The following is a 19,850-nucleotide window of genomic DNA, read 5'->3' as shown; positions in this document are numbered from 1 at the left end:
CATGTGTGGACTGGCAGGAATGTTGCTGGCCGCCCCGGTACGGGAGCAGGCCGCGTTGGAACAGCAGGCGCGCCGCATGGGCGATGCGCTGGTGCACCGTGGTCCCGATGACAGCGGGGTGTGGGCCGACGCGGCCAGTGGCATCGCGCTGGCGCACCGCCGGCTGAGCATCCTGGACCTGTCGCCGCTGGGCCACCAGCCGATGGCGTCCGACGACGGCCGCTATGTGCTGGCCTACAACGGCGAGGTCTACAACTTCGCCGCGCTGCGGCTGGAGCTGGAGGCGCGCGGCCATGCTTTCCGTGGGCATTCCGACACCGAAGTGCTGCTGGCCGCGTTCGTGGCCTGGGGCCTGGACGAGACCCTGCAGCGTGCCAATGGCATGTTCGCCATCGCCCTGTGGGACCGCGCCGAGCAGTGCCTGTGGCTGGCCCGCGACCGGGTCGGCAAGAAGCCGCTGTACTACGGCTGGGCCGGCGACACGCTGGTGTTCGGCTCGGAGCTGAAGGCGCTGTGGCAGCACCCCGCGTTCGACAACGATATCGACCGCGACGCGCTGACCCTGCTGATGCGGTTGGACTATATTCCGGCCCCGCACTGCATCCACGAACGCTGCTTCAAGCTGATGCCGGGGCGTGTGCTGCGCCTGGATGCCGCCGCGGTGGCCGCCGGTGCGGCCGCGCACCGCCCCGACCAGCAGCAGCTGCCGTTCTGGAATGCGCGTGAGCGCATGCAGCAGGCGCTGGCCTCGCCGTTCGTGGGCAGCGACGAGGATGCCGAGAACCAGCTCGATGCCCTGCTGCGCGATGCGGTCGGGCTGCGCATGGTGGCCGACGTGCCAGTGGGCGTGTTCCTCTCTGGCGGTACCGATTCGTCGGTGGTGGCGGCACTGATGCAGTCGCAGTCGTCCACGCCGATCCACAGTTTCAGCATCGGGTTCCAGGGCTCCGACCACGATGAGGCGCCGCTGGCCAAGGCCCTGGCCACCCACCTGGGCACCGACCACACCGAGCTGTATGTCAGCGGCGCCGATGCGCTGGCGGTGGTGCCGACGCTGCCGGCAATGTTCGACGAGCCGTTCGCCGATGCCTCGCAGGTGCCGACCGCGCTGGTGGCACAGCTGGCGCGCAGCGCGGTGACCGTGGCGCTGTCCGGCGACGGCGGCGATGAGCTGTTCTTCGGCTACAGCCGCTACCAGCGCGCGCTGCGCAACTGGACGCTGCTGGGCCGGGTGCCGGCGCCGCTGCGGCGCTGGATGGCCGCCCATTCGCAGACCCAGGGCGAAGCCTCGCGCACCGGTGGCCTGGCTGCGCTGCTGGCCGAAACCGGGGCGCGCGGCATCGGCGATGTGTACCGCAACCGCATTTCGCGCTGGCGCGACCCGGTGTCCGCGGTGATCGGCGCGCGCGGCGCGGGCAGCTTCTATGACCTGGCCGACCCGCTGCACGGCGCCGGCTCGCCGGCCGACGCGATGATGCTGGCCGATTTCAGTACGTACCTGCCCGATGACCTGCTGTGCAAGGTGGACCGCACCAGCATGGCGGTCAGCCTGGAGGCGCGGGCGCCGCTGCTGGACTGGCGCGTGGCCGGGTTCGCCTGGTCGCTGCCGCTGTCGATGAAGCAGCGCGATGGGGTGAGCAAGTACATGCTGAAGCGGGTGCTGGGCCGTTACGTGCCGCAGGACATGGTGCACCGGCCCAAGCGCGGCTTTGGTGCGCCGGTCAGCGCATGGTTGAAGGGCGACCTGCGCGGCTGGGCCGACGAACTGCTGGATCCGGCGCGGTTGGCGGCCGAAGGCGTGTTCCATGTGGATGCCATTGTTCCCCTGTGGAAGCAGTTCCAGCAGGGCGAGCGCAAATGGCATACCCATCTGTGGAACGTGCTGATGTTCCAGGCCTGGCAGGCGCATTGGAAAGAGGCGAGGGCGGCGGTTCCGCGCGCGTGACCGGCACCGCGCCGGACACGCATGGCGTGTCCCTACGCCCGGGGATGGCAGCGTAGCGACACGCCATGCGTGTCCCACGGACGCCTTCACCGTGCGCAACACCTGTCATGCCTACGCTGGTCGTTCCCCCCCGAACGGAGCTCCTTCATGGCAACCCCCACCATCGCCGTGCTGGTCGGCAGCCTGCGCACCGGCTCGCACAACCAGGCCCTGGCCCATGCGCTGGAGAAGCTGGCCGCCGGCAAGGCCAGTTTCGAGTACGTGCAGATCGGCGACCTGCCGCTCTACAACCAGGACTTCGACAAGGCCTACCCGGCTGAAGGCCTGCGCCTGAAGGAGCAGATCAAGAAGGCCGACGCCGTGCTGTTCGTCACCCCCGAATACAACCGCTCGGTGCCGGGCGTGCTCAAGAACGCCATCGACATCGGCTCGCGGCCGTACGGCCACAGTGCCTTCGCCGGCAAACCCGCCGCGGTGATCGGTGCTTCGATCGGCGCCATAGGCACCGCACTGGCCCAGCAGCACCTGCGCAACATCCTGGCCTACCTGGACATGCCGGTGCTGGGCCAGCCCGAGGCGTTCGTCCACTTCAAGGAAGGGCTGATCGACCCGCAGGGCGGGATCAGCAACGAGGGCACCCGCGACTTCCTGCAGGGCTTCGTGGACAAGTTCCTGGCCTGGATCGCCACCCACGGCGGTCAGCATTGAACCCGGTGGTTCTGCGATAATGAGAGGCAAGGCGCACGACCCACGGTCGTGCGCTACCCGACAGGGTCGGCATCCGGCCGGTCACGCGGACCTGCAACCGGTAGGGCACGACCGTTGGTCGTGCCGTCTGCGCCCGATACGCACGGCTATCCACCGCTTATCCACAGGGTTGTGCATGGCTGTGGCGGCCGCTCCGTGCCTACCATGTCCCTCGCTCCACTCTGCAGGAAGAACACCCCCTCATGTCCGCCCGCTCCGGCTTCCGTTCCGACCGCAAAGACCGCGGTGACCGCTTTGATCGCGACGAGATGCGCATCGACGCGCTGCGCGTGCCTCCACATTCGATCGAGGCCGAACAGGCGGTGCTGGGCGGCTTGATGCTGGCCCCGGAAAGCTACGACCGGATCAACGACCAGCTGACCGAAACCGACTTCTACCGGCGCGACCACCAGACCATCTACCGGGCGATCCGCGAGCTGTCCGAGCGCGACCGCCCGTTCGATGCGGTGACCCTTGGCGAGTGGTTCGAATCGCAGGGCAAGATGGAACTGGTCGGCGATGGCGCCTACCTGATCGAACTGGCCAGCACCACGCCGTCGGCGGCCAACATCTCGGCCTATGCCGAGATCGTGCGCGACAAGGCGGTGCTGCGGCAACTGATCCAGGTCGGCACCGACATCGTCAACGATGGTTTCCAGCCGGAAGGCCGCGAGAGCAGCGAACTGCTGTCGGCGGCGGAAAAATCCGTGTTCGCCATCGCCGAGCAGGGCGCGCGTGGCCGCACCGATTTCGTGGCGATGCCCGGCGCGCTGAAGGACGCCTTCGAAGAGCTGCGCAACCGTTTCGAGAACGGCGGCAACATCACCGGCCTGCCCACCGGCTACGCCGACTTCGACGCGATGACCGCCGGCCTGCAGCCGACCGACCTGATCATCCTGGCCGCGCGACCGGCCATGGGCAAGACCACCTTCGCGCTGAACATCGCCGAGTACGCCGCCATCAAGTCCAAGAAGGGCGTGGCGGTGTTCTCGATGGAAATGTCGGCGTCGCAGCTGGCCATGCGCCTGATTTCTTCCAACGGCCGCATCAACGCCCAGCGCCTGCGTACCGGCCAGCTGGAAGACGAGGACTGGAGCCGGGTCACCGGCGCCATCCGCATGCTGAAGGAAACCAAAATTTTCATCGACGACACGCCGGGCGTGTCGCCGGAGATCCTGCGCTCCAAGTGCCGCCGCCTCAAGCGCGAGCATGACCTGGGGTTGATCGTGATCGACTACCTGCAGCTGATGAGCGTGCCGGGCAACAGCGAAAACCGCGCCACCGAAATCTCGGAAATCTCGCGTTCGCTCAAGGGCCTGGCCAAGGAACTGAACGTGCCGGTGATCGCGCTGTCCCAGCTCAACCGCTCGCTGGAAACCCGAACCGACAAACGCCCGGTGATGGCCGACCTTCGCGAATCCGGCGCAATCGAGCAGGACGCGGACATGATCGTGTTCATCTACCGCGACGATTACTACAACAAGGAAAATTCCCCGGACAAGGGGCTGGCCGAGATCATCATCGGCAAGCACCGAGGCGGCCCGACCGGCTCGTGCAAGCTCAAGTTCTTCGGCGAATACACCCGCTTCGACAACCTCTCGCACGATTCGGTGGGGTCGTTCGAATGATGACGGGCGCACGACCAACGGTCGTGCGCTACCGGGGGGGGGCCGGACGGACCCATGCCCGACCGGGTGTGCCGGACGGACCCGGTAGGTACCGACCGTTGGTCGGTACGCGTTTCGTCGGCGGATCCGGGGTTTCGTCGCAAACCGGTTGAACCCGGGCGGGCAGGGCGGCAACGTGGTCCTGCCGCGGCAAGGTGCCGCCCTGGAGACCCGTCATGAAGACCCTGTTCGCGCTCGGCGTATGGTGCCTGCTGTTCGTGCTGTGCTGGCCGCTGGCGATCCTGGCCCTGCTGGCCTGGCCGTTCGTGTGGCTGCTGAGCCTGCCGTTCCGGCTGGTCGGCGTCACCTTCTCGGCGCTGTTCGCGTTCCTGGGTGCACTGCTCATGCTGCCCGCACGCCTGCTGGGTGGCGGCCGCATGGCGACAGCACGGTAGAGCCGACTGTCAGTCGGCCATAGCACGGTAGAGCCGACTGTCAGTCGGCTATCGCGCGCAGCGCGATGTTCCGGGATCGCGCCTACGGCAGCCGACTGACAGTCGGCTCTACGCGGGGCAATGCGTCGAGTGGACGGCGTACGCCCACAAAAAACCCCGCCGAGGCGGGGTTTTTCATTGCATCACGACGGGGCCGGTCAGTTGGCCTTGTGGATCGCGCGCTTGCTCACGGCCATGGCGGCGTCGTGGACGACTTCCGACAGGGACGGGTGGGCGTGGCAGATGCGGGCCAGGTCGTCGGCCGAACCACTGAACTCCATGGTCAGCACGCCTTCGTGGACCAGCTCGGACACGTTCGCGCCGACCAGGTGCATGCCCAGGATGCGGTCGGTCTCGGCGTGGGCCAGGACCTTGACGAAGCCAGCCGGCTCGATCATCGCCACGGCACGGCCGTTGGCGGCGAACGGGAAGCTGCCGGCCTTGTACGGAATGCCTTCAGCCTTCAGCTGCTCTTCGGTCTTGCCTACCCAGGCCAGTTCCGGCTCGGTGTAGATGACCCACGGAATGGTGTCCATGTTGACGTGGCCCGGCAGGCCCGCGATCAGCTCGGCCACCGCGATGCCTTCCTCGAAGCCCTTGTGCGCCAGCATCGGGCCGCGCACGCAGTCGCCGACCGCCCACACGCCATCAACGCCGGTGTGGCAATGGTCGTCCACTTCGATCTGGCCACGCTCGTTGACCTTCACGCCGGTGCCTTCGGCCAGCAGGCCCTTGGTCGCGGCGCGGCGGCCGACGGCCACCAGCAGCTTGTCCACCACCAGGCTCTTTTCGCCTTCGGCGTCGGTGTAGGTCAGGGCGACTTCCTTCTTCTTGCCCTTGCCGGTCACTTCCGCCTTGGAAACCTTGGCACCCAGGCGGATGTCCAGGCCCTGCTTCTTGAATTCCTTGGCGGCAACCTTGCCCACTTCGGCATCGGCTGCGGCCAGGAAGGTCGGCAGCGCTTCCAGGATGGTCACTTCGGCGCCGAGGCGCTTCCACACGCTGCCCAGTTCCAGGCCGATCACGCCGGCGCCGATCACGGCCAGGCGCGCCGGCACTTCGGTGAAGTCCAGGCCGCCGACGTTGTCGACGATGGTCTCGCCGTCGAACTTGGCGAACGGCAGTTCGATCGAATCCGAACCGGCGGCGATGATCACGTTGGTGCCCTTGAGCTCGACGACTTCGCCGTCGTGCTGGGTGACCTTGACCACATTGCCCGGCTGCAGCTCACCGAAACCGTAGTAGGCGGTGACCTTGTTGGCCTTGAACAGCATGGCGATGCCGCCAGTGAACTGCTTGACGATCTTGTCCTTGCGGCCAACCATCGCCTCGACGTCCATCTTGGCGTCCTTGAAGCTGATGCCGTGGTCGCCAAAGATGTGGCCCATGTTCCAGAACTGGCGCGAGGAGTCCAGCAGCGCCTTGGATGGGATGCAGCCCACGCGCAGGCAGGTACCGCCCAGCGCCGGCTTGCCATCCTTGCCCAGGGCAGCGTCGATGCAGGCGGTCTTCAGACCCAGCTGCGCGGCGCGGATGGCGGCGTGGTAGCCGGCCGGACCGGCACCGATGACGACAACGTCGAATTGTTCAGCCATTGAAAATTCCTTGATGCTTTACCAGAACCCCTCCGCGCAGGCGCGGAGGGGCGGGAGGTCTTACAGGCCGAACAGCATGCGGCCCGGGTTTTCCAGCTGGTTCTTGATGTCCACCAGGAACTGCACCGAATCCTTGCCGTCGATGATGCGGTGGTCGTAGGACATCGCCAGGTACATCATCGGCGCGATCACGACCTGGCCGTTCTGGGCGATCGGACGCTCCTTGATGGCGTGCATGCCCAGGATGGCGCTCTGCGGCGGGTTGATGATCGGGGTGGACAGCAGCGAACCGAAGGTGCCGCCGTTGGTCACGGTGAAGGTGCCGCCCTGCAGTTCTTCCAGGCTCAGCTTGCCGTCACGGGCCTTCTTGGCGTAGTCGGCAATGGTCTTTTCGATGTCGGCGAACGACATGCGCTCGACGTTGCGCAGCACCGGCGTGACCAGGCCCTTCTCGGTCGAGACCGCGATGGAGATGTCCGAATAGCCGTGGTAGATGATGTCGTCGCCGTCGATCGAGGCGTTGACCAGCGGGAAGCGCTGCAGCGCGTTGGCGGCGGCCTTCACGAAGAAGCTCATGAAGCCCAGCTTGATGCCGTGCGCCTTGACGAATTCGTCCTGCAGGTCCTTGCGCGCGGCCGACACCTTGGACAGGTCGACTTCGTTGAAGGTGGTCAGCATGGCGGTGGAGTTCTTGGACTCCATCAGGCGTTCGGCGATGCGCTTGCGGATGCGGGTCATCGGCACGCGTTCTTCCGGACGTGCGCCACCGGCCTTGCCGGCGCCGCCGTTGCGGGCGAAGTTGACGATGTCTTCCTTGGTCACTGCGCCACGACGGCCGGTGCCGTCCACATCGGCCGGGTTCACGCCTTCGGTGATGGCGCTGAAGCGCGCACCCGGGGGCAGGGCATCGGCAGCGGACTTCGACGCCGGGGCCGGCGCGGCAGCAGCGGCCGGAGCAGCGGCAGCGGCCGGCGCAGCAGCGGCCGGCTTGGCTTCAGCAGCAGCCGGAGCCGGGGCAGCAGCCGCGGCACCTTCCTCGATGACCGCCACGACCTGGCTGGAGGTCACGGTGGCACCCACCTCGAACTTGATTTCCTTCAGCACGCCATCAACCGGCGACGGCACTTCCAGCACGACCTTGTCGGTTTCCAGGTCGAGCAGGTTTTCGTCACGCTTGACGGCGTCGCCGACCTTCTTGTGCCAGGTGGCGATGGTGCCGTCGGCGACGGATTCGGGCAGTACCGGGGCTTTGACTTCGGTGGCCATGCGGGGGCTTCCTGGTTTGTCTTTTCTGGAATGAGGGGAAAGTTATTCAGCGACCGCGTCGTTGAACGGGTTGACCAAGGCATCGGCGACCAGCTTCTGCTGTTCGATGATGTGGTCGGCCATGTGACCGGCAGCCGGGGAGGCCGAACGGGCGCGACCGGCGTAGTGCAGGCTCTGGCCATCGGCCAGGCAGAACTGCAGGTGGTGGCGGATCTGGTACCACGCGCCCTGGTTCTGCGGTTCTTCCTGCGTCCACACCACGTCGGTGGCCTTGCCGTACTTCTTCAGTTCGGCCGCCAGCAGCGCGCGCGGGAACGGGTACAGCTGTTCCACGCGGATGATGGCAACGTCGTCCTGGCCGCGCTTGGTCTGGTCTTCCAGCAGGTCGTAGTAGACCTTGCCCGAACACAGCACCACGCGCTTGACCTTCTTGGCTTCTGCGTTGGCATCGCCGATCAGGTGCTGGAACTCCCCGTTGGCCAGCTCGTCCAGGGTCGACACGGCCAGCTTGTGGCGCAGCAGCGACTTGGGCGACATCACCACCAGCGGCTTGCGGGTGGTCAGGTGCATCTGGCGGCGCAGCATGTGGAACGCCTGCGCGGGGGTCGACGGCACCACCACCAGCATGTTCTCCAGCGCGCACAGCTGCAGGAAGCGCTCCAGGCGCGCCGAGCTGTGTTCCGGGCCTTGCCCTTCATAACCGTGCGGCAGCAGCAGGGTCAGGCCGGTGATACGGCCCCACTTGGCTTCGCCGGCAGCGATGAACTGGTCGATCACCACCTGGGCGCCGTTGGCGAAATCACCGAACTGGCCTTCCCAGATGCACAGGGTGTTGGGATCGGTGGTCGAGAACCCGTACTCGTAGGCCATCACCGCTTCTTCGCTGAGCAGCGAATCGATGATGCTGGCCTTCTCCGGCGAATCCACCAGCTGCCGCAGCGGCAGGTAGTAGTTGTCGGTCTTCTGGTCGTGCAGGATCGCGTGGCGGTGGGTGAACGTACCGCGGCCCACGTCCTGGCCGACCAGGCGCAGTGCATGGCCTTCGTCGAGCAGGGTGGCGTAGGCCAGGTTCTCGGCAAAGCCCCAGTCGCCCGGGATCTCGCCGGCGGCCATCTTGCGGCGGTCGTCGTACACCTTGGCCACGCGCGAGTGCAGTTCCACTTCGGCCGGCACGGTGTTGATCAGGTCGGCCAGCTGCTTCAGCTTCGCCGGGTCCACCTTGGTGGAGACCGGGTCGGACAGCTTGCCTTCCAGCAGCTTGGGCCAATCCACGAACAGCGCGCTGCTCGGCGGGGTCTTTTCGACCTTGGCCAGCTCGGTGGTGACTTCACCGGCGTCCAGCTTCTCGCGGTAGGCATCGACCATCGCCTTGCCGGCACCGGCGGCGATCACGCCGGCCTGTTCCAGCTGCGCGGCGTACAGCTCGCGGGTGGTCTGGTGCTTACGGATGACCTGGTACATCAGCGGCTGGGTGATCGCCGGTTCGTCGGCCTCGTTGTGGCCCCAACGGCGGTAGCACATCAGGTCGATGACCACGTCCTTGGCGAACTTCTGGCGGAACTCGAAGGCCAGCCTGGCGGCGAACACCACCGCTTCCGGATCGTCACCGTTCACGTGCAGCACCGGGGCTGCGATCATCTTGGCCACGTCGGTGGCGTAACGGGTCGAGCGGGTGTCTTCCGGGTTCGACGTGGTGAAGCCAACCTGGTTGTTCACCACGATGTGCACGGTGCCACCGACGGCGAAGCCGCGGGCCTGCGACATCTGGAACAGTTCCATCACCACGCCCTGGCCGGAGAAGGCCGCGTCGCCGTGGATCAGGATCGGCATGACCTGCTTGCGGGCGGTGTCCTTGCGGCGCTCCTGGCGCGAACGCACGGAACCGGCCACGACCGGGTCGGCGATTTCCAGGTGCGACGGGTTGAACGCCAGCGCCAGGTGGACCGGGCCACCGTCGGTGGCCACGTCGGCCGAGAAGCCCATGTGGTACTTCACGTCGCCGGCGGAGGCGTGCTCGTCGTGCTCGAACTTGCCTTCGAACTCGTCGAACAGCTTGCGCGGGTTCTTGCCCAGGGTGTTGACCAGTACGTTGAGGCGGCCACGGTGGGCCATGCCGATCACCACGTCCTTGACCCCATCCTTGCCGGCGTCACGGATGATGGTGTCCATCATCGGGATCAGCGAATCGCCGCCTTCCAGCGAGAAGCGCTTCTGGCCGACGTATTTGGTGTGCAGGTAGCGTTCCAGGCCTTCGGCAGCGGTCAGGCGCTCCAGCGTGCGGCGCTGGGTGTCAGCGTCCAGGCTGTAGTTGCCACCGGCCAGTTCCAGGCGCTGGTAGATCCACTGGCGCTGCTCGACCTCGGAGATGTGCATGAATTCCGCACCGATCGAGCCGGTGTAGGTCTTCTTCAGGCGCTCCAGCAGGTCGCGCAGCTTCATGCGCGGCTGGCCACCGACACCGCCGGTGCTGAACTCCGCGTTGAGGTCACCCTCGGACAGGCTGTGGAACGGCAGGCCAAGGTCCGGCGAGTTGACGGCCTGGGCCAGGCCCAGCGGGTCCAGGCGGGCGTCCAGGTGGCCGCGCGACCGGTACGCCGTGATCAGGCGACCGACATTGCGCTCGCGTTCGTCGCTGGCACCGGAGTTGCCACCGCCCTTGACGGCGTTTTTGGCGGCGTCGGCGATATGGGCGATGACGGCCGAATGCGGAATGTCACCGGCTTCGCGGCCCTTGAAGCCGTCGAAGTAGGTCTTCCATTTGGGATCGACACTGTCCGGAGAAACGAGGTACTGCTCGTACAGATCCTCGATATAGGAGGCGTTGCCGCCGGCGAGCTGCGAAGACTGCGCAAACTGCTTCAGTAGATTGTCCACGATGGAGGGTCGGATTCGCTTGTGGGGTAAGGCTTCGATGATCCGGCAGGGAAAATGAATAGCCCTGCACGGGCGGTATCTAACGGTCCAAATTGTACCCCCATCGAGACAGGAAGGGGCACCGGAACGGCCTGTGGCGGGGCCGTGGTGTCATTCCCAGACAGGTTCAGGACCCGGAACGGGACTAGAAGCCGAGCGCGCGCAGCTCGCTGCAATCGCGCGAACGTTCCCATACGCGCTGCAAACCGTCCTGCAACGGCCGCGAACGTGCGGGCATGGCGAGCCCGGCTTCACCGTCGTAACGGAGCCCACTCAGACGAAAGTAGTAGTCGCCGGCATCGTTGAGCAGGCAGGCCGAGGCGAGGGCGCGGTCGATCGGGTCGGTCACCTGGCGCACCCGGAACACGGTGGGCAGGCGCTGGACCAGGCCCAGCAGGGGCGAGCCGGCCTGGGCAATGGCGGCCGCGTCGTGGACGATCAGCCGGACCTGCTTGTCGTGGCGGGCGGTGGCGAAGCGGCGCAGGGCCTCCAGCACCGGCGGTGCATCGAGCAGGCCGGGGTCGAGTACGCGGCTGTGCAGCCACAGCTGGCGGCGGGCGCGCTCGACCACGGCGGTGGTGATGGCCACCGCCTCTTCGGCGTTGTCGATGGCGACCGCGCCGCCCGGCAGGCGGCGCAGGTGCGGGTCGGCGCTGCCGGGCCCGCTCATGTCAGGCGCCGGCGCCGCCGTCGGGGGTGCCGACGGCCTGGTCGTCCTCGCTGTCGTCGGTGTCGTCGAAATCGACGATCACTTCGACGCCATCGTCGTGGATGGTCACTTCGTGCACGTTGGCTTCGACGTCTTCATCCTCGAGGACCTCGACGGTTTCGGCGGCGTCGATGATTTCGTATTCGCCCACCGCGTCCTCTTCGTACTCGTCTTCGTCGTCGAACGCGTCGCCGTCGAGCAGCTGATAGTAGCCACCGGCCACCAGCGCGTGCAGGGCGTCGCGGCCCTTGGCCGAGAGCTTCTGGTACAGGGCACCACCGATCTGTTCGGCGGCGGCCAGGGCCTGGGCATCCTTCACCGGCAGGGCGAATTCAAGGCCGCTGCAGTAAAGGCTGGCACCCCGCTTGGCCCGGCGCCAGGCCAGGCGGGCCCACGGGTGGCGGCCGAGCTCGATGCCTTCGGCCAGGGCGGCTTCGATGTGTTCGCGCGGGAGCGGTTCGCCGGAGGCGACCACGTCACCGGCGGCGCGGTAGGTGGTGATGAAACGGCCGAACCAGTCGCCGAGGCGGTCGGGGTCGTTCATGCGGATGGCGTTGAGCGCCTGGACCACGCGGCCCATGGCCACGGCGTCGATTTCGTTGGGGTCTTCGGGCACCTTCAGGTCCGGGTCCTGGTAACGGATGGCCTCGTCGGCATCCATGATCAGGGTGTCCAGGTAGTCGCTGATGAGCTCGGCGGAGGCGGGCGCGCGCATGCCGAAGGAGAAGGTCAGGCAGGGGTCTTCGGCCACGCCGTTGTGGGGGACGTTGGGCGGCAGGTACAGCATGTCGCCGGGCTCGAGCACCCAGTCGTGGGTGGGCTTGAAGCGGCGCAGCAGCTTGAGTTCGACGTCGTTGCGGAACTCCAGCGGGGGGCGCTTGCCCTTGGTGGATTCGCTTGCGTCGATCTGCCAGCGGCGGTGGCCATGGGCCTGCAGCAGGAACACGTCGTACTGATCGACGTGGGCGCCGACCGAGCCGCCGGTGGCGGCGAAGCTGATCATCACATCGTCCATGCGCCAGCGCGGCAGGAAGTCGAAGTGGCTGATCAGGGCGCGGACATCCGGGTCCCATTTGTCTACGTCCTGGACCAGCAGGGTCCAGTCGTGGTCGGGCATGCCGGGGAATTCTTCTTCCTGGAACGGGCCGGTGCGCACGGACCAGCCGTCGGTGGCGCGGTCGTGGCTGATCAGGCGGGCGAGGGCGGTCTCCTCGCAGGCCAGGCCGGCCAGATCTTCGGGCTGGAGCGGGGTTTCAAAATCGGGGAAGGCGCCGCGGATCAGCAGCGGGCGTTTCTGCCAGTAGTCGCGCAGGAACGTCGCGGCGGGCATGCCCAGCGGCAGGCCGGGGCGGGCCTGGACTTCGATGACGGGGGTTTTGGTCTTGCGGACGGCCATGGGGGAATCCTTGAAGCGTGTAGACGGAATGCGATTGGCGCAGCAGACGAAGCGCGCGCTCGTCCCGCCATTGTCCGCTGGTTGAACAGGATCTGCACCTGCGCCGCACTGTCGCGCGTGCCCCGGTAGCGCCGACCGTTGGTCGGCCCACGCGGCGCCAAACGAAAACGGGGCACCGGATATTCCGGCGCCCCGTCCGGGGTCACTGCCTGATCAACGCGATCAGATCGCCTTGGCCAGATCGGCGGCCAGGCCGATATACCCACCCGGGGTCAGCTCGCGCAGGCCCTGCTTGGCGTCTTCCGGCAGGTCCAGCGATTCCACGAACGCCTTCATCGATTCGGCGGTGATGCCCTGGCCGCGGGTCAGCGCCTTGAGCTGTTCGTAGGGGTTGGGCAGGCCATGGCGGCGCATCACCGTCTGCACGGCTTCGGCCAGCACTTCCCACGCGGCGTCCAGGTCGGCGTTGAGGCGTTCGGGGTTCACGGTCAACTTGCCCAGGCCCTTGGCCAGCGAGTCCAGGGCGACCTGGCTGTGGCCGAAGGCGGTGCCCACCGCGCGCAGCACGGTGGAATCGGTGAGGTCGCGCTGCCAGCGGCTGATCGGCAGTTTTGCGCTGAAATGTTCGAACAGGGCGTTGGCGATGCCTAAGTTGCCTTCAGCGTTTTCGAAGTCGATCGGGTTGACCTTGTGCGGCATGGTCGACGAGCCGACTTCGCCTTCTTTGAGCTTCTGCTTGAAGTAGCCCAGCGAGATGTAGCCCCAGATGTCGCGGGCCAGGTCGATCAGGATGATGTTGGCGCGGCGGGCGGCGTCGCCGATTTCGGCGATGTTGTCGTGCGGCTCGATCTGGGTGGTGTAGGGGTTGAACACCAGGCCCAGGCTTTCGACGAAGCGCTTGGCGAAGGCCGGCCAGTCCACGTCCGGGTAGGCGATGGCGTGGGCGTTGTAGTTGCCCACCGCGCCATTGATCTTGCCGGTCAGCTCGACCGCGGCGATCTGGCGGCGCTGGCGCTCCAGGCGGGCGACCACGTTGGCCACTTCCTTGCCCAGGGTGGTGGGCGAGGCGGTCTGGCCGTGGGTGCGCGACAGCATCGGCTGTTCGGCCTGGGCATGGGCCAGGGCGCGCAGGCGGGCGGCGATGTCGTCCAGCGACGGCAGCAGCACGGTGCGGCGGGCTTCTTCCAGCATCAGGCCGTAGCTGAGGTTGTTGATGTCTTCGCTGGTGCAGGCGAAATGCACGAACTCCAGGGCCGGGGCCAGCTCGGCGTCATCCTTGAGCTGTTCCTTGATGAAGTACTCCACGGCCTTGACGTCGTGGTTGGTGGTGCGCTCGATTTCCTTCACCCGGGCGGCGTGGGCCGGGGCGAACCCGTCGGCCAGGGCGCGCAGGCGCGCGGCGGCAGCGGCCGGAAACGGTGCCAGCTCGGCGATGCCCGGTTCGTTGGCCAGGGCCAGCAGCCACTCCACTTCGACCTTCACGCGGGCCTTGATCAGGCCATATTCGGAGAAGATCGGGCGCAGGGCGTCGACCTTGCCGGCATAGCGGCCATCAAGCGGGGAAAGGGCGAGCAGGGCGAATTCGGACATGGCGGGCGCAGGCGATGACGGCGGGGGCCGTCATTCTACGCTGCCCCGGGGTCCTCGTCGGCCTCTTCGGGCGCCAGCCGTACGGTGACGGCCTGGATCCGGTGGCCGGCCATGCGCTTGACGGTGAACAGCTGGCCGTCGATGCGCACTTCCTCGCCTTCTTCGGGCAGGCGCTGCAGCTGGTGCACGATCAGCCCGCCGACCGAATTGAGGTGCTCGGGCGCGGCCAGGTCGCGGCCCAGCAGGCGTTCCAGGCGGAAGATGGAGGTGGAGCCGGCTACCAGCAGGGTGCCGTCGGCGCCCCGGGTGGGGGCATCCTTGACCACGTGCGGGTGCTCGTCCTCGATATCGCCGACCACCACTTCGAGCAGGTCTTCCAGGGTGAAGTAGCCCAGGATGCGGCCGTGTTCCTCCACGCACAGGGCCATGTGCGTGGTACCGGTGCGGAAGCGTTCGAGCACGGCGGTGACCGGGGTTTCCAGCGCGATCAGGTTGGCCGGGCGCAGCAGGGCGCGCAGGTCGTCGGTGGGCTGTCCGCGGGCGATCTCCACCAGCAGGTCCTTCATGTGCAGGATGCCCAGCACTTCCTCGCCATCGCTGTCGAACCACGGGTAGCGGCTGTAGCGGCTTTCGGCGAATTCGGCCATCACCCCGGCGAGACCCATGCCCTGGCGGAACACGCGCATGTGTTCGCGCGGGCGCATCAGGTCGCCGGCCACCAGTTCGGGCAGCTCCAGCGCGTGGCTCATCAGGGTCAGGTCCTGGTCCGGTGCGCCGGCGCCGGGCTGCTGGCGGGCGACGATCAGCTTGAGCTCTTCGCGGGAGTAGCGGTGCGAGGTGTGCTCGACATCGCCCCAGCCGGCCAGCCGCAGCAGCGCGTTGGCGCTGTGGTTGAGCAGCCAGATGGCCGGGAACATGGCCCAGTAGAACAGGTACAGCGGCGCGGCGGTCCACAGCGACATGGCTTCGGGGCGGCGGATGGCCATGGACTTCGGCGCCAGTTCGCCCAGCACGATGTGCAGGAACGAGATCAGGCTGAAGGCGATGATGAAGGCGGTCAGGCGTGCGCCTTCCGGGCCCATGCCGAGCGCATCGAACAGCGGCTGCAGCAGGTGCGCGAACGCGGGCTCACCGACCCAGCCCAGGCCCAGCGAGGACAGGGTGATGCCGAGCTGGCAGGCCGAGAGGTAGGCATCCAGGTGCGAATGCACGTTGAGCAGCAGGCGGCCGCGCCAGCCGTGCCTGGCAGCCAGGCCGACGGCCTGGGTGTGGCGCAGTTTGACCAGGGCGAACTCGGCGGCCACGAAGAAGCCGTTGAGCACTACGAGGAACAGGGCCAGCAGCAGGAGCAGCAGGTTGCCGACGATCATGCGCGCCCTCGGCGCCATGCGCTGCTGGTGACGGCGGGGAAGAAACAGGTAGGCCACGACCGTTGGTCGTGGCACGCACTACAGTGGGGGTCGTCGCCCATGGGAAGCGGGATACTGTCTGAATGAACACGAATTCCGAGTCTAGCCGATGCCAGCTGCCGTTGGGATTCATTCCCGCTTGGGAGTATCGTGACCGCAGCCGCCAGCCAGGGAATGAAGGCCCGTTGCCAGCCGCCGTTCCCTTTCCCAATTGAAAGAATCGCGGAGTGATGCAATGAGCAAGGGTTTCAGGACCGAGCACGACAGCATGGGCGAACTGCAGGTGCCTGCAGATGCGCTGTGGGGCGCGCAGACGCAGCGCGCGGTGGACAACTTCCCGGTCTCGGGCCAACGCATGCCGCGCGGTTTCATCCGCGCGCTGGGCCTGGTGAAGGGCGCCGCAGCGGCGGTCAACGCCGAGCTGGGCCACCTGCCGAAGAACATCGGCAAGGCCATTGAAAGCGCTGCAGACGAAGTGGCCGAGGGCCGCCACGATGCGCACTTCCCGATCGACATCTACCAGACCGGGTCGGGCACGTCGTCGAACATGAATGCCAACGAGGTCATCGCCACGCTGGCCAACCGCGCGGGCAAGGCGGGCAAGACCACGGTGCATCCGAACGACCACGTCAACCAGGGCCAGAGCTCGAACGATGTGATCCCGACGGCGTTGCGGGTATCGGCGCTGCTGGGCGTACAGGAGCAGCTGCTGCCGGCGCTGGTGCACCTGCGCAAGACCATCGACAAGCGGGGCCGCGCGCTGCGCAAGGTGGTCAAGACCGGTCGCACGCACCTGATGGATGCAATGCCGCTGACCTTTGAACAGGAATTCGGTGCCTGGTCGGCGCAGCTGTCATCGGCGCAGGAGCGCCTGGAAGACAGCTTGAAGCGGCTGCGCCGGCTGCCGCTGGGCGGCACGGCGATCGGCACGGGCATCAATGCGGACCCGCGCTTCGGCGAGCGGGTGGCCAAGCGCCTGAAGCAGCAGACCGGGGTGCGCTTTGACAGCGCGGAAAACAAGTTCGAGGGCCTGGCGGCGCAGGACGATGCGGTGGAGCTGTCGGGCCAGCTCAATGCGCTGGCGGTGGCGCTGATCAAGATCGCCAACGACCTGCGCTGGATGAATGCCGGTCCGCTGGCGGGCCTGGGCGAGATCGAGCTGCCGGCGCTGCAGCCGGGCAGTTCGATCATGCCGGGCAAGGTCAATCCGGTGATTCCGGAGGCGACGGTGATGGTGTGCGCGCAGGTGATCGGGCACCACACGGCGATCACGGTGGCGGGGCAGACGGGCAACTTCCAGTTGAACGTGACGCTGCCGCTGATCGCGGCGAACCTGCTGGATGGCATCGGCCTGCTCTCCAACATCTCGCGGCTGCTGGCCGACACGGCCATCGCCGGGCTGAAAGTGCGCGAAGACCGCGTACGCGAGGCGCTGGGCCGCAACCCGATCCTGGTGACTGCGTTGAACCCGATCATCGGGTACGAAAAAGCAGCCGCCATCGCCAAGCGTGCCTACAAGGAGCAGCGGCCGGTGCTGGATGTGGCCAAGGAAGACAGCGGGTTGTCCGAAGCCGAACTGCGGCGGTTGCTGGATCCGGCGGCGCTGACGGCTGGCGGCATTCATGCCGGTGGTGGTGGTGGCGGTGGTTAAGCGCTAACACCCAACAGCCAACAGCAAACAGCAAACAGCAAACAGCAGCGTTTCCATCTCTGCGAGCGGGGCGGCCGTCGGGCAGCCCCCTACGGGACACGCCGTAAACCCGTCCATGGGGGCTTGGCAAAAACATCCATGTTTTTGACAGTCCCTACGGGGGCTGCCCGCCGGCCGCCCCAGACGGTGGGTAGTGTGCGGATGCAAAAAGCAGCCACGCAGGGCGTGGCCCTACGCGGTCGCGATGGCTGCTGCGGGGTAGGGTCGGTTCCCAAACGACCGCACGGAACGCCACCACGTTCGATGACGCATGAAAACAATCGGCGTTGCCGTTGATCTCCGTTGCGCACCAGCCACCTGTCTGAGGGTCGGCGGGTGCGGGGGTACGGGGGCTTTGCGAAACATGGATGTTTCGCAAGAGCCCCCATGGACGGGTTCACGGCGCCCCCCGTACCCCCGCACCCGCCGGCCCTGCGCGCAGAATCCCGCAGACCAAGGCTCTGGCGTTTGACTTACGCGCTTACCGCCGATCCGCCATCAAATTGTCGAACGTCTCGGTGTAATCCTTGAACTGCGGAACACGCGTGACCAGATCCGGCGGGATCGGCTGCATGCCCGGCGGCACCTGGATCTTCACCGCGCGCTTGTCCGGGTCGTACGGGGCATCGGTGAGCGTGTTTTGGCGCAATACCTGCAGCTGGCCGAACATCTGCTGCAGCAGCGCGTGCTGGCTGTCGTCGAGCGGAATTTCGATCTCGTCGATCTTCATGTGGCCGTTGGGCAGCACGATGATGTTCGGCGCCGGCGCGCGGCGCACGGTGACCATGCCGTCGCTGACGGTGATCTTCGGCTTGCCGCGCTCGGCGCGGTGGTTGCGGTATTCCTGGTCGCAGCCGGTAGCGGCAAGGCAGAACAGGGCCAACAGCAGGAGGTACAGCTTCTTCATGGCCGGCAGTGCATAAAAAAGGGGAGGGCTAGTGTAGCCCTCCCCCGTGCAGCGGGCCTGCCTGCGACCGGATGTCGCAGCTGCCGACGGCTCAGTTATGGCAGTCGTCGACGTCGCTCTGGTCCATGGTGGCGTAAGGCTTGAACGCCGGCAGCGCCGCCGCCAGCGCCTGCTGCTTGGCCATCATCGTCGGCAGCAGCTCGCACAGCTGCTTGGCGCTGGCTTCGATCTTGGCCGCTTCGGCGTTCACCTTTTCCTCGATGCCCTGGGTGTCGCCGGAGAACACCCCGCGCAGCGCTTCGCCAGCGGCCTTCACGCCCAGGCTGGCACCGGCCACGCCGATGTCCATGCCTGCGCCGGCCAGCTTTTCCACCTGCCTGCGGTAGTCCAGCAGCAGCGCCCGCTGCTGGGCATCGATCGTGACCGCCTTGCCGTTGATCAGCAGGTCGCCTTGCGGGCTGATCTCGGCCTTGTCGTTCTGGTCGTTGGAAATCTTGATGTTGCCCTGGGCGATTTCCACCCGCGCCTTGTCCGTGGCGTCCTTCACCTTCTTGCCGATCGAATCGGCATCCACCACCGGCTTGCCCGTGGCCGGGTCGGTCTTGTTTGAATCCGTGTTGCTGCAGGCTGCCAACGGCAGGCACAGCAGCAGGGTGGGCAGCAGCAGTCGCATGTTCATGGTGGGGTCCCCTTATTTGCCGCGCGGCAGCTGCAGCTTGCCGCGCACGTCGCTGTGGTTGATGTCGCCGCTGCCACTGTTGGCCACCGTCAGGTCGCCGGCTACATCGCGGACCGTCACGTCGCCCGAGCCGTGCCGCTCGACCTTGACGCTGCCGCCCACCGCGCGGGCTTCGAAATCGCCCGAGCCGATGTTGCCCAGGCTGACGTTGCCCTTGACCTGGCGCAGGTCCACATCGCCCGAACCGACCGTCTTGATATCGACATTGCCGGCGACCCCGTCCAGGGTGAGGTCGCCCGAGCCGATCGTGCCGACCGTGGCGTTGCCGCGCAGGTTGCGGGCGGTGAAATCGCCCGAGCCGATCGACAGCAGGTTCAGTGCACCGGCGCCGTCGAGCTCCACATCGCCCGAGCCGATCGCCGCCGTCACCAGGCCCTTGATGTCGCGCAGCTTGATGTCACCCGAGCCGACATCGGCGCTGAGCGAATGCGCCCCGGTCACGCTGGCATCGCCCGAGCCGACCTTCATCTGCACCAGCACATTGGCCGGGATCGTGCCGCGCAGGTCCAGGTAGGCGTAGTTGCTGCCGCCCGTGTTCCAGTTCAGGCCCTGGTTTTCGCGCTGCAGCTGCACCACCAGCTTGTCGCCGACCTTCTTCTGGGTAACGGTCAGCTGGCCCAACCAGTCCGCATTGGAGGCGCAGGCGCGGCCACTGAGCTGGGCCGCGCCCGGGCCGGCCTGCAGCACCAGGTCGTGCTGGTTCACTTCGAACACCACGGCCTTCGCGCCGGCGACGTCGAGCTTGAGGTCACGCGGGGCGTTGAACCGGCACTGCGGTTCATCGGCCAGTGCGGTCAGCGGCAGCAACAGCAGGGAAGCTACGACGAGCTTGCGGATCATGGG

Annotated in this window: 15 protein-coding genes; 5 read left to right on the top strand and 10 right to left on the bottom strand. The window is 66.8% G+C overall.

The features are described from left to right. Position 1: 1 nt before the first annotated feature. The 4 genes from asnB (at position 2) to SOM39_RS01340 (ending at position 4,754) form a co-directional block, all read left to right on the top strand. The gene (gene asnB, locus SOM39_RS01355) at positions 2-1,945 is read left to right on the top strand and encodes an asparagine synthase (glutamine-hydrolyzing) (protein WP_320457257.1); all 1,944 of its coding nucleotides are present in this window, start codon (positions 2-4) and stop codon (positions 1,943-1,945) included. Positions 1,946-2,092: 147 nt separating this feature from the next. After that, positions 2,093-2,653, top strand: coding sequence for an NAD(P)H-dependent oxidoreductase (locus SOM39_RS01350; protein ID WP_320457256.1), 561 nt, complete (start codon positions 2,093-2,095; stop codon positions 2,651-2,653). Between the two features lie 242 nt (positions 2,654-2,895). Further along, complete coding sequence (locus SOM39_RS01345) at positions 2,896-4,320, top strand: replicative DNA helicase (protein WP_068852994.1); 1,425 nt, start codon at positions 2,896-2,898, stop codon at positions 4,318-4,320. Between the two features lie 215 nt (positions 4,321-4,535). Continuing rightward, positions 4,536-4,754 (top strand): hypothetical protein, encoded by a 219-nt coding sequence (locus tag SOM39_RS01340; protein WP_068854698.1) that lies wholly within the window; start codon positions 4,536-4,538, stop codon positions 4,752-4,754. Positions 4,755-4,951: 197 nt separating this feature from the next. Here the strand turns inward: SOM39_RS01340 and lpdA are convergent, their stop codons facing one another. The 7 genes from lpdA to SOM39_RS01305 all read right to left on the bottom strand — a co-directional run bounded on the left by lpdA (position 4,952) and on the right by SOM39_RS01305 (position 15,632). Continuing rightward, a complete protein-coding gene (gene lpdA, locus SOM39_RS01335; protein WP_068852991.1) occupies positions 4,952-6,388 on the bottom strand; it encodes a dihydrolipoyl dehydrogenase in 1,437 nt (478 codons plus the stop codon). A gap of 60 nt (positions 6,389-6,448) precedes the next feature. Then, complete coding sequence (gene sucB, locus SOM39_RS01330) at positions 6,449-7,654, bottom strand: dihydrolipoyllysine-residue succinyltransferase (RefSeq protein WP_320457255.1); 1,206 nt, start codon at positions 7,652-7,654, stop codon at positions 6,449-6,451. 42 nt (positions 7,655-7,696) lie between these two features. Beyond that, positions 7,697-10,528: a 2-oxoglutarate dehydrogenase E1 component gene (locus SOM39_RS01325; RefSeq protein WP_068852984.1), complete on the bottom strand. Its 2,832-nt coding sequence runs from the start codon at positions 10,526-10,528 to the stop codon at positions 7,697-7,699. Between the two features lie 184 nt (positions 10,529-10,712). Beyond that, positions 10,713-11,237, bottom strand: a complete 525-nt coding sequence (locus SOM39_RS01320) for a hypothetical protein (protein ID WP_320457254.1) — start codon at positions 11,235-11,237, stop codon at positions 10,713-10,715. 1 nt (position 11,238) lies between these two features. Beyond that, positions 11,239-12,672, bottom strand: coding sequence for a cupin domain-containing protein (locus tag SOM39_RS01315; RefSeq protein ID WP_320457253.1), 1,434 nt, complete (start codon positions 12,670-12,672; stop codon positions 11,239-11,241). A gap of 222 nt (positions 12,673-12,894) precedes the next feature. Next, on the bottom strand, positions 12,895-14,262 hold the full coding sequence (gene purB / locus SOM39_RS01310) for an adenylosuccinate lyase (protein WP_320457252.1): 1,368 nt from the start codon (positions 14,260-14,262) through the stop codon (positions 12,895-12,897). Positions 14,263-14,297: 35 nt separating this feature from the next. Beyond that, positions 14,298-15,632: a hemolysin family protein gene (locus SOM39_RS01305; protein WP_414715833.1), complete on the bottom strand. Its 1,335-nt coding sequence runs from the start codon at positions 15,630-15,632 to the stop codon at positions 14,298-14,300. Positions 15,633-15,906: 274 nt separating this feature from the next. On the opposite strand from SOM39_RS01305, the gene SOM39_RS01300 reads away from it, so the two are divergent. Next, entirely contained in the window at positions 15,907-17,322 is a 1,416-nt protein-coding gene (locus SOM39_RS01300) for a class II fumarate hydratase (protein WP_068852975.1), read from the top strand. Positions 17,323-17,842: 520 nt separating this feature from the next. Here the strand turns inward: SOM39_RS01300 and SOM39_RS01295 are convergent. The 3 genes from SOM39_RS01295 to SOM39_RS01285 all read right to left on the bottom strand — a co-directional run bounded on the left by SOM39_RS01295 (position 17,843) and on the right by SOM39_RS01285 (position 19,847). After that, positions 17,843-18,268: a hypothetical protein gene (locus SOM39_RS01295; protein ID WP_068852972.1), complete on the bottom strand. Its 426-nt coding sequence runs from the start codon at positions 18,266-18,268 to the stop codon at positions 17,843-17,845. A gap of 91 nt (positions 18,269-18,359) precedes the next feature. Further along, a complete protein-coding gene (locus SOM39_RS01290; protein WP_320457250.1) occupies positions 18,360-18,947 on the bottom strand; it encodes a DUF2884 family protein in 588 nt (195 codons plus the stop codon). Between the two features lie 12 nt (positions 18,948-18,959). Then, positions 18,960-19,847, bottom strand: a complete 888-nt coding sequence (locus SOM39_RS01285) for a GIN domain-containing protein (protein ID WP_320457249.1) — start codon at positions 19,845-19,847, stop codon at positions 18,960-18,962. Positions 19,848-19,850: the final 3 nt, after the last annotated feature.

It is taken from the genome of Stenotrophomonas sp. CFBP8994 (assembly GCF_034044835.1).
In the GTDB taxonomy this organism is placed as follows: domain Bacteria; phylum Pseudomonadota; class Gammaproteobacteria; order Xanthomonadales; family Xanthomonadaceae; genus Stenotrophomonas; species Stenotrophomonas rhizophila_A.
This window is presented reverse-complemented; position numbering and strand designations above follow the sequence as displayed.